The organism is Agromyces subbeticus DSM 16689 (genome assembly GCF_000421565.1).
GTDB lineage: Bacteria > Actinomycetota > Actinomycetes > Actinomycetales > Microbacteriaceae > Agromyces > Agromyces subbeticus.
This window is the reverse complement of the sequence record NZ_ATXG01000002.1, coordinates 134,626-150,017: the sequence shown is the minus strand read 5'-3', so window position 1 is coordinate 150,017 and position 15,392 is coordinate 134,626. Positions and strand designations below refer to the sequence as shown.

Annotated in this window: 12 protein-coding genes; 4 read left to right on the top strand and 8 right to left on the bottom strand. The window is 67.9% G+C overall.

Features of this window, described 5'->3' with window-relative positions:
• Position 1: 1 nt before the first annotated feature.
• Positions 2–409, bottom strand: a complete 408-nt coding sequence (rpsP, locus tag H521_RS0104415; RefSeq protein ID WP_022891824.1) for a 30S ribosomal protein S16 — start codon at positions 407–409, stop codon at positions 2–4.
• Positions 410–683: 274 nt separating this feature from the next.
• Here rpsP and H521_RS0104410 point away from each other — a divergent pair, with 274 nt between their 5' ends.
• Positions 684–1,883 (top strand): glutamate--cysteine ligase, encoded by a 1,200-nt coding sequence (locus H521_RS0104410; protein WP_022891823.1) that lies wholly within the window; start codon positions 684–686, stop codon positions 1,881–1,883.
• Here H521_RS0104410 and H521_RS0104405 read toward each other — a convergent pair.
• Positions 1,880–3,313 carry a GH1 family beta-glucosidase gene (locus H521_RS0104405; protein ID WP_022891822.1) on the bottom strand — a complete coding sequence of 478 codons (1,434 nt, stop codon included), beginning with the start codon at positions 3,311–3,313 and terminating at the stop codon, positions 1,880–1,882. The genes H521_RS0104410 and H521_RS0104405 overlap by 4 nt on opposite strands.
• A gap of 82 nt (positions 3,314–3,395) precedes the next feature.
• Here H521_RS0104405 and H521_RS25740 point away from each other — a divergent pair, with 82 nt between their 5' ends.
• Positions 3,396–4,217 (top strand): spermidine synthase, encoded by an 822-nt coding sequence (locus H521_RS25740; RefSeq protein WP_022891821.1) that lies wholly within the window; start codon positions 3,396–3,398, stop codon positions 4,215–4,217.
• On the opposite strand, the gene ffh is transcribed toward H521_RS25740, so the two are convergent.
• From ffh to ftsY, 3 genes are all read right to left on the bottom strand, one after another.
• Positions 4,214–5,800 (bottom strand): signal recognition particle protein, encoded by a 1,587-nt coding sequence (ffh, locus tag H521_RS0104395; protein ID WP_022891820.1) that lies wholly within the window; start codon positions 5,798–5,800, stop codon positions 4,214–4,216. The two genes, H521_RS25740 and ffh, sit on opposite strands and share 4 nt — an antisense overlap.
• 67 nt (positions 5,801–5,867) lie before the next feature.
• Entirely contained in the window at positions 5,868–6,350 is a 483-nt protein-coding gene (locus H521_RS21495) for a galactose-1-phosphate uridylyltransferase (RefSeq protein ID WP_022891819.1), read from the bottom strand.
• Positions 6,351–6,363: 13 nt separating this feature from the next.
• Positions 6,364–7,239, bottom strand: coding sequence for a signal recognition particle-docking protein FtsY (gene ftsY / locus H521_RS0104385; RefSeq protein WP_022891818.1), 876 nt, complete (start codon positions 7,237–7,239; stop codon positions 6,364–6,366).
• Positions 7,240–7,393: 154 nt separating this feature from the next.
• Between ftsY and H521_RS0104380 the strand changes: the two genes are divergently transcribed.
• Entirely contained in the window at positions 7,394–8,359 is a 966-nt protein-coding gene (locus H521_RS0104380) for a TIGR03885 family FMN-dependent LLM class oxidoreductase (protein ID WP_022891817.1), read from the top strand.
• Positions 8,356–10,020 carry an alpha-amylase family protein gene (locus tag H521_RS0104375; RefSeq protein ID WP_022891816.1) on the top strand — a complete coding sequence of 555 codons (1,665 nt, stop codon included), beginning with the start codon at positions 8,356–8,358 and terminating at the stop codon, positions 10,018–10,020. Before H521_RS0104380 ends, H521_RS0104375 begins: the two co-directional genes overlap by 4 nt.
• Here H521_RS0104375 and opgC read toward each other — a convergent pair.
• Genes opgC through H521_RS24885 form a run of 3 tightly spaced genes read right to left on the bottom strand, consistent with a single transcriptional unit; the run spans position 9,972 to position 15,273 of the window.
• Positions 9,972–11,243 carry an OpgC domain-containing protein gene (gene opgC / locus H521_RS0104370; RefSeq protein WP_169513967.1) on the bottom strand — a complete coding sequence of 424 codons (1,272 nt, stop codon included), beginning with the start codon at positions 11,241–11,243 and terminating at the stop codon, positions 9,972–9,974. The two genes, H521_RS0104375 and opgC, sit on opposite strands and share 49 nt — an antisense overlap.
• 5 nt (positions 11,244–11,248) lie before the next feature.
• The gene (locus H521_RS25735) at positions 11,249–13,204 is read right to left on the bottom strand and encodes an HAD-IA family hydrolase (RefSeq protein WP_022891814.1); all 1,956 of its coding nucleotides are present in this window, start codon (positions 13,202–13,204) and stop codon (positions 11,249–11,251) included.
• A complete protein-coding gene (locus H521_RS24885) occupies positions 13,201–15,273 on the bottom strand; it encodes a hypothetical protein (protein WP_156891277.1) in 2,073 nt (690 codons plus the stop codon). Before H521_RS24885 ends, H521_RS25735 begins: the two co-directional genes overlap by 4 nt.
• Positions 15,274–15,392: the final 119 nt, after the last annotated feature.

The following is a 15,392-nucleotide window of genomic DNA, read 5'->3' as shown; positions in this document are numbered from 1 at the left end:
TTTACGCCTCGTCCGTCGCGGTCTCGGCGGGGGCCTCTTCGACCTTCGCCGCGGGCTTCTCGGCCTTGGGCTTCAGCACCGGCTTCTTCTTCTCGTCGGCGACGTAGGCGGCCTTCGGCTCGGCGACCTGCACGGTCGACACGGCGTTCTTGTCGCCCTTGAACTTGCCCCAGTCGCCCGTGAGCTTGAGGATCGCGGCGACCTGCTCGGTCGGCTGCGCACCGACGGAGAGCCAGTACTGTGCACGGTCGGAGTCGACCTCGATGAACGAGGGGTTCTGGGTGGGGTGGTACTTGCCGATCTCTTCGATGACGCGACCATCGCGCTTGGTGCGCGAGTCGGCGACGACGATGCGGTAGTACGGCGCACGGATCTTGCCGAGGCGCTTGAGACGAATCTTGACAGCCACAATTCTCCTGAAATGTTATGAGGTGGGCGAACTGACAGCCGTGAGCGTGGGGTGCACACTCGGCGGAAGCTCAATAGGTTCTGCGCGTCGGATAGAGGGTCGGACGGTACAGAACTCGACTGACCATTCTTGCAGATCTCACGCCGCAACGGTAATCGCACGGATGTCGCCGGCCACGACGACGACATCGGATGACGCGGCGCACGTCTCGCGCGTGCCCATCGTGTCATGATGTCTGCACGCTGGCGCCCGCGCCGCGGGAACGGGGCTTGCCATGTCGATCGCATTCGCGGACTCGCCGAGGTCGAGTGTGGGTCTCGAATGGGAGATCGCGATCGTCGATCGGGCCACCGGTGAACTCGCCTCCGTCGCCGATCGGGTGCTCGAGGTGCTCGATTCGGGCAGCGAGGGCGGGAAGCATCCGTTCATCACCTCCGAGCTGCTGACGAACACCGTCGAACTCGTGAGCAGCCCGCATGCCAGGGTCGCCGATGCCGTCGCAGATCTCGAGCGGCAGCTCGCCGAGGTTCGCACGGTGATCGACGCACTGGGCGACTTCGACCTGATCTGCGCGGGCTCGCACCCCTTCAGCCAGTGGTACGACCAGCACCTCACCGACAAGCCGAGGTACCACAAGCTCATCGAGCGCACCCGCTGGTGGGGTCGCAACATGATGATCTGGGGCGTGCACGTGCACGTCGGCATCGAAGACCGCGACAAGGCCCTGCCCCTCCTCGACGGCCTGCTCGCCTACCTCCCCCACCTGCAGGCGCTCTCGGCGTCGAGCCCGTTCTGGGCGGGCGTCGACACCGGCTACGCCTCGAATCGCGCCCTGATGTTCCAGCAGCTGCCGACGGCGGGCCTGCCCTATCCGCTCGCCGACTGGCCGGCGTACGAGCGCTACGTCGACGACCTCGTGCGCACGGGCGTCATCGACGATCACAGCGAGGTGCGCTGGGACATCCGGCCCTCGCCGAAGTGGGGCACCGTCGAGGTGCGCGTCTGCGACGGCCTCTCGAGCGCCGCCGAGATCGCGGCGATCGGCGCCCTCGTGCAGTGCCTCATCGAATGGATGAGCACGATCCTCGACGAGGGCGGCACCCTGACCGTGCTGCAGCCCTGGTACGTGCGCGAGAACAAGTGGCGCGCCGCCCGGTACGGCCTCGCGGCCGAGGTGATCACGGATGTCGCGGGCACCGAGCGCCCCGTCGCCGACCACCTCCGAGAGCTGCTCACGACGTTGGCACCCACGGCCGAGCGTCTCGGCTGCGCGGTCGAGCTGCAGGGCGTTCGCGGCATGCTCGACGCCGGTGCGAGCTACGCCAGACAGCTGCGGGTCGCCGAGGCGGCCGGCGGCGACCTGACGGCCGTCGTGGCCCACCTCGCCCGCGAGCTGCGCGACGGCATCGCGAGCGGCCCGCCCGCGACATCCGCTCCGGCCGCGACGGCGCCGGCCGGCGACTCGACCGACTAGGCCGGGATCCGCCGAGTGCGGATGAGTTCGGCGTACCACTTCGCGCTGTCTTTCGGCAGGCGTTCGAAGGTGTCGTAGTCGACCCTGACGATGCCGAAGCGCTTGGAGTACCCGTAGCCCCACTCGAAGTTGTCCATGAGCGACCACACCTGGTAGCCGCGCAGGTCGACGCCGCGCTCGATCGCCCGGTGCGCCGCGGTGAAGTGGCGGCGCAGGTAGTCGATGCGCTCGACGTCGTGCACGGCGGGCCCGTCGGCCTCCTCGACGACGGCGTCGGGGAACGCCGCGCCGTTCTCGGTCACCATGAGCGGCACGTCGGGGTAGCGCTCGCTCAGCGCGACGAGCAGGTCTTCGAGGCCTGAAGGGTCGATGTTCCAGCCCATGTCGGTGTATGGGCCCGGCTGCGCGAGGAACTCGACGTGCTCGGAACCCGGCCACGGTGTGCCGCCCATGTCTTTATGGCCGTCGGCGTTCGCCCGCGGCGAGACACCGTCCCACATGTCGACGGTCACGGTCGAGTAGTAGTTGACGCCGAGCAGGTCGATGGGCTGGGCGATGAGCTCGGTGTCGCCGGGCTCGACGAACGACCAGTCGGTGATCGCCGCGGTGTCGGCGATCACGTCGGCCGGGTAGCCATCGCCGAGCAGCGGCCCGAGGAAGACGCGGTTCGCGAGGCCGTCGATGCGCCGTGCGGCCTCGGCTCCGCCGTCGCCGGATGGGCGGATGACGTGCAGGTTCAGCGTGATCGAGTAGCCGGGGTCGTTCGTCGCGACCTTGCGCAGCTCGGCGATCGCGAGTCCGTGCGCGAGGTTCAGATGGTGCACCGCGGCGAGCGACGTCGCGGGTTGCATGAGCCCCGGGGCGTGCGCGCCGGAACCGTAGCCCAGGTAGGCGCTGCACCACGGCTCGTTGAGCGTCGTCCAGACGGCCACCCGGTCGCCGAGTCGCTCGCCGACCAGTCGGGCGTAGTCGGCGAAGGCGTACGCCGTCGCGCGGTTGCCCCAGCCGCCCTCGTCTTCGAGGGCCTGCGGCAGGTCCCAGTGGTAGAGGGTCGCGATCGGGCGGATGCCTCGGGCGATGAGCCCGTCGACGAGGCGCTCGTAGAACGCCAGGCCCGCCTCGTTCGCCGGCCCCCGACCGGTGGGCTGGATGCGCGGCCAGGCGATCGAGAAGCGGTAGGCCTCGAGGCCGAGCTGCACCATGAGGTCGAGGTCTTCGTCGAGCCGGTGGTAGTGGTCGCACGCAGTGTCGCCCGTGTCGCCGTTCCAGACCTTGCCCGGCGTGTGGCTGAACGTGTCCCAGATCGATGGGCCGCGACCACCCTCGTGCACGGCGCCTTCGATCTGGTACGAGGCCGTGGCCGAGCCGAAGAGGAAGTCCTCGCCGAATTCGAGGCCGTCGTCGCGGTAGTCGGGGGTGCCGATCGTCATCGTCAGTGCTCCAAGTCGTCGTCGCGGCATCCACTGCCACCGCATCAATGTAGCGCGATGAGGTCATAGTCTGGAGACGATCATGGAATCGCAGCCGACTCTCGAGACCGCCGAGTTCCGGGCCGAACTCCAGCCCGAGCGCGGGTCGAACGGCGGCTACTCGCTCGTCATCGACGGCGTGACGCAGTCGCACGTGAATCCCGACGATCCTCGCGACCTGCAATTGCCCTACGTGCGCCGCATCGCGGCGGTGCTCGGTGCGCTGCCGGGCGAGGCGCCGGCCGTGCTGCACCTCGGGGCCGGCGGCCTCACGCTCCCCCGCTACCTGCACGCCATCCATCCCTTCGCCCGCCAACGCGTCGTCGAGCTGCACCCCGAGTTGCTCGACTTCGTCACCACGCACCTGCCACTGCCGGCCGACGCTCGCATCGAGCTCGCGATCGGTGATGCAAGGGCCGAGGTGCAGCGCCTCGCCGTCGAAGGCGACGCCGCATGGGACCTCGTGCTCGTCGACGTCTTCGCCGGAGGTGCGGTGCCTCGGCACGTGACGACGGGCGAGTTCTTCGCCGAACTCGCCTCGTTGCTCGCGCCCGGCGGCGTGCTGATCGTCAACTGCCTGAACGGCGCGGAGCCCGAGGTGACCGGTGACACGATCGCCGCCGTGCTCGAGCTGCTGCCCCACCTGCTCCTGATCGGCTCCGAGGCGGTGCTCGGCGGCATGACGCCGGGCAACACGATCATCGTCGCGTCGCGGCATGCGCTCGACGCCGAATCGATCGCGCAGTGGCTCGGAACCGACCCGCTCTCGATGGCGACCGGCACGACCGTCGTCGACGGCCCGATGCTCGAAGAGCTCGCGGGCACCGTGCGACACGACGCCGCGCCCGAGCTGCCTGCGAGCTAGCGGCGGAGCATCTTCTGCAGGGCGGCGAGCTCTTCTTCACTCGGCGCGCCCTTCGCCCCTGCGCCGCCGCCGAGCCCGAACCCCGACCCCGCGGGCGCGCCCGCCTCGCCGGGCACGACGCCCGACGCGAGCGCAGCCTGTTCGGCGGCGCGCTTCGCCGGGTTTCCCGAGCGCGACGCGTTCTGCTTCTTGCCCTTGCCCTTTGCCGACTGCCGCTTGCCGGTGCCGTGCCCGCCACCGCCGGGCATGGGCCCCATGCCGGGGATCTGCGGCATGCCGCCGCGCGCGACCGTCTTCATCATCTTCGCGGCCTGCTCGAAGCGAGCCACGAGTTGGTTGACGTCGGTGACGGTCATTCCCGAGCCCTTGGCGATGCGCACGCGTCGCGAGCCGTTCAGCAGCTTGGTGTTCTCCCGCTCGGCAGGGGTCATCGACTGGATGATCGCCTCGGTGCGCACGATCTCGCGTTCGTCGAAGTTCTCGAGCTGCTGCTTCATGCCGCCCGCGCCGGGCAGCATGCCGAGCATCTTCTTGATCGATCCGGCACCGCGCAACTGCTGCATCTGGCCGAGGAAGTCGTTGAGCGTGAACGTGTCGGTCGCGAACTTCTCGGCGACCTTCATCGCCTCTTCTTCATCGAAGGCCGACTGCGCCTGCTCGATGAGCGTGAGGATGTCACCGAGGTCGAGGATGCGGCTCGCCATGCGGTCGGGGTGGAACGGCTCGAAGTCGTCGAGCCCTTCACCCGTGGAGGCGAAGATGATGGGGCGACCCGTGACCGAGGCGACGCTCAGCGCCGCGCCGCCGCGCGCGTCGCCGTCGAGCTTGGAGAGCACCACGCCGGTGAAGTCGACGCCCTCTTGGAACGCCTTCGCGGTCGTGACGGCGTCTTGGCCGATCATCGCGTCGATGACGAAGAGCACTTCGTCGGGGTTCGTCGCCTTGCGGATGTTCGAGGCCTGCTTCATGAGCTCGGCGTCGACGCCGAGCCGGCCGGCGGTATCGATGATCACGACGTCGTGCTGGGCGCGTTCGGCCTGCTTGACGGCGTCTCTGGCGACCTTCACGGGGTCGCCGGTGCCATTGCCGGGCTCGGGTGCGTAGACCGGCACGCCCGCCTGCGCGCCGACGACCTGCAGCTGGTTCACGGCGTTCGGGCGCTGGAGGTCGGCCGCGACGAGCAGCGGCGTGTGGCCGTCTTTCACGAGCCACTTCGCGAGCTTTCCGGCGAGCGTCGTCTTGCCGGCGCCCTGGAGGCCGGCGAGCATGATGACGGTCGGCGCGGTCTTCGCGAACTGCAGGCGTCGCTGCTCGCCGCCGAGGATCGCGACGAGCTCGTCGTTGACGATCTGCACGACCTGCTGAGCGGGGTTCAGCGCCTTGTTGACCTCGTCGCCGAGCGCGCGCTCGCGCACGTGCGCGGTGAACTGCTTGACGACGTCGAGTGAGACGTCGGCGTCGAGCAGTGCGCGCCGGATCTCGCGAACGGTGCCGTCGACGTCGGACGCCGAGAGCTTGCCCTTGGTGCGGAGATTCTTGAAGGTCTCGGCGAGGCGGTCAGACAGGTTTCCGAAGGTAGCCATGGTGTGCCAAGTCTAAATGAGGTCGGATGCCGCGACGGCGCAGCCGCGGCCACCGGCGAGCAGCCGCTCAGGCGTCGAAGCGGAGGTCGACCATGTCGCGCTGGATGTCGATCGACGCGACGAGGCGCGAGTCGATGTCTTCGGGGGCGAGCCCGAACTCGAACTCGGCGAAGGTCTCGCCGTCGCCGTCGGCATCGGGGCGCAGGTCGACACGCACGAGGCTCAGCGAGCGCAACGCGTCGATGTCGCGGTCGCCGGAGTCGCGGGTGATCGCGTCTGCCGCGGCATCCGCCTCGTCGCCGTTCAGTACCGCTGCGAGGAACTGCGAAACCGGGCTGCTGCCCGAATCGAGTTGCCCGACGAAGACGCCGCGCAGTTCGTCGTCGATGAGCTCGAGCTCGCCGACCATCGTCGCCGCGGCGTCGAGGGATGCCGTCGAGACGCCATCGGCATCGGCGTCGAGCACGACCTCGACGTCTTGGTCGCCGTACTCCTTGCGCTCGGCCCAGTAGTCGCCGATGAGGCCGAAGTAGTCGTGTTCGATCGCCATGTTGTGCTCCTTCTCAGCCGACGAGCTTCTGCGCGAAGACGTGCGGCGTGAATCCCGTGAGGTCGCCGATCGCCTCACCCTGCCCGATGAGCTTGATCGGCAGCCCGGTCTTCTCCTGCACGGCGAGCACGAAGCCGCCCTTGGCGCTGCCGTCGAGCTTGGTCAGCACGAGACCCGTGACGCCGCCGTGCTCGATGAACGCCTCGGCCTGGGCGAGTCCGTTCTGGCCCGTCGTCGCGTCGAGCACGAGCAGCACCTCGCTGATCGGCGCCTGCTTCTCGACGACGCGCTTGATCTTGCCGAGCTCGTCCATGAGCCCGCCCTTGGTGTGCAGGCGCCCCGCGGTGTCGATGATGACGATCTCGGTACCGTCGCGCTTGGCCTGCTCGACCGTCTGGAACGCGACGGATGCCGGGTCTTGGCCTTCGCGCTCGGGGCGCACGATGCCGACGCCGGCCCGTTCGGCCCACGTCGCCAGCTGGTCGACCGCCGCCGCGCGGAACGTGTCGGCCGCGCCGACCACGACGGTGCGGTCGTAGCTGCGGAGGAAGCGGGCGAACTTGCCGATCGTGGTCGTCTTGCCGACGCCGTTGACCCCGACGACGAGCACGACCGCCGGCCGCTCGGTGAGTTTGAGCGTCGGGTCGTACTTCGCGAGCCGCTCCTCGACGATCTCACGGAGCATCCGCTGCACGTCTTTGGGGTCGGTGGTCTTGAAGCGCTCGACCTGCGCCCGGATCTCGCCGACGATGTCCTCGGTGATGGCGGGGCCGAAGTCGGCTCGAATGAGCGCCGACTCGAGGTCGTCCCACGTGTCGTCGTCGATCGTCTTCGCACCGAAGACCCCGCGAAGGGCCGCGCCGAGCGACCAGGATGCACGTTCTGCCATGCCTCCAGCCTACGGCGCGCGAGTACCCCGTTCCTGCGGCCGACTGCAAGGGGTTGCCGCCGGGCGCGTTCGGCGGCAGCGTCGAAGCGATGGCCCGCCGGCCGACCCCGCCGGCCGAACGGCCGAATACCCCGGCCGAGCGAAGGAGCAGCCCATGACGATCGTCGGATTCCACGCCTCGCACGAGCAGATCGCGCCGCAAGCCCTGCTGCGGGCGGTGCAGCGGGCGGAGGAGGCAGGATTCGACGCCGCGATGTGCAGCGATCATCTCGCCCCTTGGAGCGTGCGCCAAGGCGAGTCGGGGTTCGCGTGGAGCTGGCTCGGGGCCGCGCTGCAGGCCACCCGACTGCCACTCGGCGTGGTCACCGCACCCGGGCAGCGCTACCACCCAGTCATCACCGCGCAGGCGATCGCGACGCTCGAGTCGATGTTCCCCGGCCGCTTCTGGTGCGCGCTCGGCAGCGGTGAGGCGATGAACGAGCACGTGACGGGCGACGCCTGGCCGGACAAGCCCACCCGTGAGCAACGACTGCTCGAGTCGGTCGACGCCATGCGCCGGCTGCTCGCCGGCGAGGAGGTCAGCGCTTCCGGCCTCGTCACGATCGATCGCGCCCGGGTGTGGAGCCTGCCGACGGTGCCGCCGCCGCTGCTCGCCGCAGCGGTCAGCGCCGAGACCGCAGTCGACGGCGCCGCCTGGGCCGACGGCCTGATCACCGTCGACCAGCCTCGCGATGCGCTCCGCAAGGTCGTCGACGACTACCGGGATGCCGGCGGGCGCGGGCCGCTCGCCGTGCAGGTGCACCTCAGCTGGGCCCCCAGTGACGACGAGGCGCGGGCGATCGCGCTCGATCAATGGCGCAGCGGCACCGTTCCGCCGCCGCTCGCCTGGGAGCTCGACACTCCTGCGGCATTCGACGAGCGCACCGCGGATGCCACCGCCGACGACGTCGCCCGGTCGGTGCAGGTCTCGGCCGACACCGGGCGACACCTCGAGCGGCTCCGCGAACTCGTCGAACTCGGATTCGACCGCATCTTCCTGCACCACGTCGGTCAGGAGCAGGACGCCTTCATCGACGCGTTCGGCGAGCGCGTGCTGCCCGAGCTGCGGAGCGACTCATGAAGATCACGGCGCGCGGGGATCTCTGGTGGAAGACGGCGGTCGTGTACTGCCTCGACGTCGAGACCTACATGGACTGGAACGATGACGGATCCGGCGACTTCGAGGGCCTGGCGCACCGACTCGACCATCTCGCCGAGCTCGGCGTGAGCTGCCTGTGGCTGATGCCGTTCCAGCCGACGCCGAACCTCGACGACGGCTACGACATCACCGACTTCCAGGCGATCGATCCGCGGCTCGGCTCGTTCGGCGATTTCGTCGAGTTCATCCGCATGGCCCGTGACCGCGGCATGCGGGTGATCATGGACTTCGTCATGAACCACACCTCCGACCGGCACCCGTGGTTCCGGTCGGCCCGCCGCAGCCGCGACTCGGCGTTCCGCGACTTCTACGTCTGGCGCGATCGGCCCCCGAGGAAGCAGCAGCAGCTGGTCTTCCCGGGCGAGGAGACGAGCGTGTGGGAGCTCGACGAGCGCACCGAGCAGTACTACCTGCACTCGTTCTACCGGCATCAGCCCGACCTGAACGTCGCGAACCCCGAGGTGCGCGACGAGATCGCGAAGACCCTTGGATTCTGGCTCGAACTCGGCGTCTCTGGGTTCCGGGTCGATGCGGTGCCCTTCCTCATCCAGCCGCCCGAGGGCGTCGACGTCGGCGATCCGCACGAGTTCCTCCGCGACCTTCGCCGGTTCCTGCAGCGTCGTTCGAGCGAGGCGATCCTGCTCGGCGAGGTGAACCTCCCCTATGAGCAGCAACTCGACTTCTTCGGGCATCCCGATCGGCCGTCGGAGCTCACGATGCAGTTCGACTTCGCCGCGATGCAGCGCATGTACCTCTCACTCGTGCGAGAGGATGCGACACCCCTCGCCGAGATGCTCGCCTCTCGCCCCGAACTGCGCATCGAAGCGCAGTGGGCGAACTTCGTGCGCAATCACGACGAGCTCACGCTCGATCAGTTGAGCGACGAGGAGCGCCAGGAGGTCTTCGACGCGTTCGCACCCGAGGAGTGGATGCGCGTCTACGGGCGCGGCATCGCGCGGCGCCTGCCGCCGATGGTCGATGGCGACCCGCGACGAGTTCGCATGGTCTACAGCCTCATGTTCTCCCTGCCGGGAACACCCGTGCTGTTCTACGGCGAGGAGATCGGCATGGGCGAGAACCGCGACCTCGGCGGCCGCATGACGGTGCGCTCACCGATGCAGTGGTCGAATGAGGCGAACGGCGGCTTCTCGCGTGCATCGGCCCGTCGACTCGTCGCCAAGCCGCCGAACGACGGCTACGCGCCCGAGCATGTCAACGTCGAGGCGCAGATGCACGACCCCGACTCGCTGCTCTCCACCATTCGCAGCTTCGCCCATCGCTACCGCAGCTCGCCCGAGATCGGCTGGGGCGCGTTCGAGGTGCTGCAGCACGATGAACCGTCGGTGCTCGCGCATCGCATGAAGGCAGACTTCGGCAGCTTCATCGCGCTGCACAACTTCGCTCCGAGGCCGGCGACCGTGCACCTCTCGCTCGGCGACGTCGCCGAGCAGGCCAGGCTCTCCGACCTCTTCGACGTGTCGGTGGTGCCGATCGATGATGACGGCCGGGCCGACATCGAAATCGGCGCCTACGGCTACCGCTGGTTCCGCATCGTCGATTCGGAGGATCGTCGCCTGACCTGAAGTGGATGCCGCCGCATCCGCTCATCTCGGCCGCGCCCGAGCATGGACCGCGCCGCTCTGCGCAGCTCGACCCACGCGCGCACCATCGCCACCATGATCACCTGCGTGGCGATGACGACGAGCGTGTTCAGCACCGGATTCGCTGCATCACGGACGAACATGCTCACGGTCGGCAGATAGACGCACCAGATCAGCACCAGGTGAAGGACATAGCCCGCGAGCGTGTGCCGCCCATAGGTGGTGAACAGCCCGCCGAGTGCCCGGTCGAGCGCCGGACCCCATCTGCGCGCCACGAACAACAGGCCGGCGAACCAGATCGCGCCGATGACGAGCCGCCCTGGAGCGAGCGTGGCTTTCGCCTGCCACGGTTCGAACCACGTCCAGTGTTCGAGGAACGCGCGCTCGATGCCGAAGAGGAACTCGGAGAACCAGCCCGGGAGGCGGTCGGCCGATGCCACGAGGATGTGGTGGTTCCAGAAGATGACGAACTCGAATCCGAGTACGGAAACGACGAGGATCACGATCAGGCCCACCTCGACGGCTCGGCGGGTGGCTGCTGACCTGCGCCTCCATGCCACGATGATCTCGGGCCATCGACATCCGAACACGATGCCGATCGTGAACAACAGCGGCCAGGCGAGCTTCATCGTGTCGTCGGCGGCGAGACCGCCGACCGACTGCGTCACCGCCCACGGGACCCCGGCGATCAGCACCGCGATCCATTCGAGACGGTGCAAGGCGGCCCAGATGACGAATGGGGCGAACAGCATCGCGACAGCGTAGAGCGCGAGGAAATCAGCGGGCTGCCCGTTCGCGCCGCCGAGCAACAGCACGTCGACCACGCCGTCCCATGACAGCGGGTTGCCCCGGAGGTGCAGCACCACGAGTCTCATGAGCACGAGGAGCACCGCGGCGGCATAGATGAGCAGAGCCCGTCGCCAGACCCGGATCCAGACGAGTCCGAGGCCATCACGAGCTGCCGAAGGCAAGTGGACGTACCCGACCATGATGCCCGAGACGAGGTAGAAGCCCTCGGCAGCAGATGCCGGCAGCGCGCCCCGTCCGGTCACCAGTTCGACGAGGTTCGGCTCGAAGTGGAGGTGGTTCGTGATGATGACGAAGAGGAAGAAGCCGCGCAACAGGTCGAATGCGACGATGCGCGGCCGTCGGGCGCCGACCTCGGCCGCGGGCGGAGCATGATCGTGGCCGTCCGCCGTCGTCACGACGCTCACATTCGAATGCCCGCGATGCGGGCGTTCTCGACGAATCCCGGCTTCCACCAGGCCGCGTCGTACTCCCGTTGAAGCTGCGCACGTCGGAATCGGTAGAACGACCGCTTGCGCTCCGGCATGCCGAGCTTCGAAGCCACGACACCGAGCGAGTTGTCGTGATGCAGGGCGCCGACCACCTCGGCCTGAGCCCGAGTCGGCTGGTTCACGAGTGATGACAGCAAGCCGAACGCCACGTCGAGCGGGATCTGCCGAACCCGCTCGGGCAGCACTTGCGTGAGCTCGCGGTGATCGTCGACGAACTCCAGCGCTGCCGCCTGGATGGCTTCGACGATCGCGGTGTCCGCGGCATTGAGCCGTTCCGACGAGAAGACCGGCGTCCAACCGTCGTCGCTGCGATGCACGGTCGAGACCGAGGGATGCTCCGGATTCGCGAACAACAACTCGATCACCTCGATCCCGCGGTAGACGCAATCCTCCGTCCAACGGCGAGCGGATCCGCCGAGCCGGGCATCGAGGAATCCGTGGATCCGACCACGGCCGGCGGTTGCCGGCGTGTCGAAGAGTCCGAAGTAGAAGCCGTGCAAGTGCGGATTGATCATCGACTCGAACGACAGCTGCATGCTTGCCTGCCATCCGATGTCGACGACCGCGGTGCCGGATTCGCCGAGACGCATGGCATTCAGGTACCCGATCACCTGCTCGCGCTCCGCGCCGGCCACGGCCACGATCTCAGGCTCGAGAGCACGGAAGATGCTCTTGAGTTCCGCACTCCGATATCCCGCGATCGGCGTCGTCGCCGTCAGCCCGACGCGCATCGACGCTCGTTCGATCTCGGCAAGCGGGATGTCGGTGCTGAACCGGTGCACAAAGTCGATCACGCTGAGCGGCACGCCGCTGCTCACGAGGAATTCCAGTTGGCCTGGGGTCACCGCGGCTCGGATCTGCGCGAAGTTCACCATCCGGCGCGAAGCATAGACGTACTCGGTCGGAAGGGCGTTGTGCCCCAGGTATCCCTCGTAGGCACGCTGCATGAGGCGGCCCTCACGAGACAGGAACGCAAGTCGCTTCGTGCCGTTCGAGATCGCGGCATGGTGGAGCCATTGGCTGAACGCGACGAGAACCGGACCGAGCACCGCGTAGCCGAGTTCTTCAGGGGCGGCTATCGCGCGGCTCTCGATGCGGCGCGCCGAGGCCGCTCCGACGAGGCTCATCGCAAGTTCAGTCGGACCGTGCCCGGGGTTGGAGGAGAGCTCCTTGAACACCGACAACGGGAGCGCCGACGTTTCGCCGCTGAGGCGCGAGAGCACCGTCGGAAGGTGGACCGCATCGAATCCGGCGTACCGTGCGGCGTCGACATCCGCTTCCGCGTTGTCGCCGATATGGACGACTCGGGCACCGGGGAACTCGGCGCGAATGGCGAGATACGCCGTGCCGTTGTACTTCGCGATCTTGTCGTGTCCGCTCACGATGAGGCGTTCCCAGCCACGGTAACCTGCCGCCTCGAGTGCCTCGGCGATCGTCGAGGGGGCCAGGTACATGTCGCTGACGATCAGGATCCGTTTGCCGGCAGCAGCGGCCGCATCGAACCAGCGCCGCCCGGACTCCCGCCCGCGGAGCACCTGCAGTTCAGCGGCGATCTCCTCGCGCTTCGCCGCATCGATGACGTCGTCTGGCAGATCGAGATCGTGAGCCAACCGATCGTAGATCTGATCCAGCGTGATGTCGGGACCCACGCTGGGATCGCCATAGCAGGCATGCTCGGCGGCGATTCGCGCGCGGGTCCAGTCGACGGGCAGGATGTGACGCCCTCGCGCCTCGAGCGCGGACTTGGCCAGGCCGAACACGTCGGTCGGCCGAAGAACGATTCGCTCGAGAAGGGTGTCGAAGACGTCGAACGAGACGATGTCGGCATCGGCGATCGTCTCGGCGATGGTGTTCCCGAGCGCCCTCATGCGCTCGCTCCACGGCTGCGGCGCGTCATCTGAGCGATCCCGCCGGCCATCCGCCGTGGCAGGCGACCCATATACGCGCGGAAGCGCAATTCCATTCCCTGGCCGGGGACGCGGGGCATCTCCCGCACCTCGCGCTCGAGGACGGCGAGACGGTCGAGCACGGAACGGCCGTTGGCAGCGTTGAACACCGTCTGCGAAGTCACGACCGAGGAGTAGAGCAGTCGCTGGGCCGAATCCATGCGGAAGGCCTTTCCGGTCAGCTCGGTACCGGCTCTTCCTCGCGCGGCCGGGCCGTCCTCGTAGATCGTGACGAGTGGCACTCGCGACGAGACGACGCCGACCGGGCCCAGATGCAGCACGCGAAGCCCGAAGTCCCAAGCGGCCGAATAGACGAGCACGGGGTCGAAGAGACCGGAGCCCAGCGCGGCCGATCGACGCACCACCAGCGTGCCGTGTCGAGTGCGATTCACCGACGACTGGGACACCAGATCCAGATCGACTCCCTCGTCGAAGACCTGGACCTGCATACCGTCGACGAGGGCATCGACCATGACGCCGTTCACGTCTTCGATCCGCGCCGAAATCGGGTTGACGATGACACCGACCTGCACAGGGTGCCGATCCAGGTGTTCGATCGCGAGTTCGAGGAACCGAGGATGCCACGCGGCAGCACCGTCATGAACGACGATGAAGTCGGAGTCTTCCGCTGCGATCTGCTCGTTCACGAGATCGAGCACGACCCGGCCCGGTTCTACGACGATCTCGACGGCATGCGGCGCGCCCACCCACGTCCCGATGCCGTCGGCATGTTCGTCTCGGATGACGGTCAACCGCTCGATCACCCTCGTCTGCTGGGCGATGCTCGCCGCCGTACGACCGCGCGACGCCTGGTCATTCGGATCGATCACGATGACGTGTACTCGACCCTGATTCGACTCCGTGTCGTGCACGGCGGTCGGGGCCGGGAGCGACGGAGGCTCCGGCGCAGGAGCCTGCTCGGCCAGTCGATCCTGAAGGTGCTCGATCGTGCGGTACATCCCTCGCAACTGCTCTGACATGGCAAGCCAGCGCAGCGCCTCCGCCTCCCCCAGGCGCTTGACGCGGGGTTCCCGAATCTCCGCACACGCGAGGAGCTCGTTGATGCATCGATCGAGGGTGTATCGACCGCGGAAGCGCTCGACGCTCGATCGTGAGAACGCAGCCGCGTCTGCGTAGCCGTCACGGATCTCAGCTGCGATCTGCGCGGAGGAGAGCCGGCGAAATGAGGTACGCCCACTGAAATTCGCCTCAGCCTCCGTCTCGAATCCTTCGTCATCGAGCCAGCCCGGGCCGCCGAAGTGGTCGTACACGTAGACGGGCAGGCCCATGACGAGCGCATACTGGACGGTCTTGCCGATGGTCACGATGCCGTCGTACACGGCGAGCAGTTGCGGAGTGATCTCAACGGAGCCCGAGCCGGTGGCCTCTCCCAACACATCGACGACGACGCCGTCGCCTCGCAGCACCGCAGCCGCGTCGAGCAGTTCTGCGGGCGGATGATTCGAGACGATCGCGAGTCGTTCGAGCGGACGCTGTCGGCGCATCTCGCCTGCTGCGAACGATCGCGGCGCCGGATTGGCGAAGACCCGACCGGGCCCGGTGAGCCCGAACGGGCGCAAGGCGAGCTCGGTGCGCACGGAGATGAACGACCGCACGTCGGCAAGGTGATCCTCGATCTCGGCGAAGAGCGGCTGATCGATCTCGATGATCGGTGACATGTGGTGCCAGACGAGCGGAATGGAGACCTCGCGCTCGGCGAGTCTCCTGATGATCGAGGGAGGCAGCAGGGAGTGCTGCACCCAGATCAGGTCGTAGTCGAGTCCGAAGTCCTCGTACGGGTCAACCGCCACGCGAACGGATGCCCCGGCGGCGAGCGCGGCGAATCGCTCGGCCATCGGATCCATGAACAGGTTCGTGTAGACGTCCACGTGCCAGCCGCGGAGCGCGAACTCCTCGGCCAGCTCGTACGTGACGATCTCGGAACCGCGGCGTTCTCGCAGATGGTTGGCGGTGATCAGAATTCTGGGCATGCTCCGCATTCGGATGGCGCTCGGGTGTCGCCGCAGTCGCGGGTCCAGAAAGACTATGCGCTGCGGCTCCCGGCACCGGACCAGAACCGGGTCAGGACCCCTGAACTGGGGGCGCGATC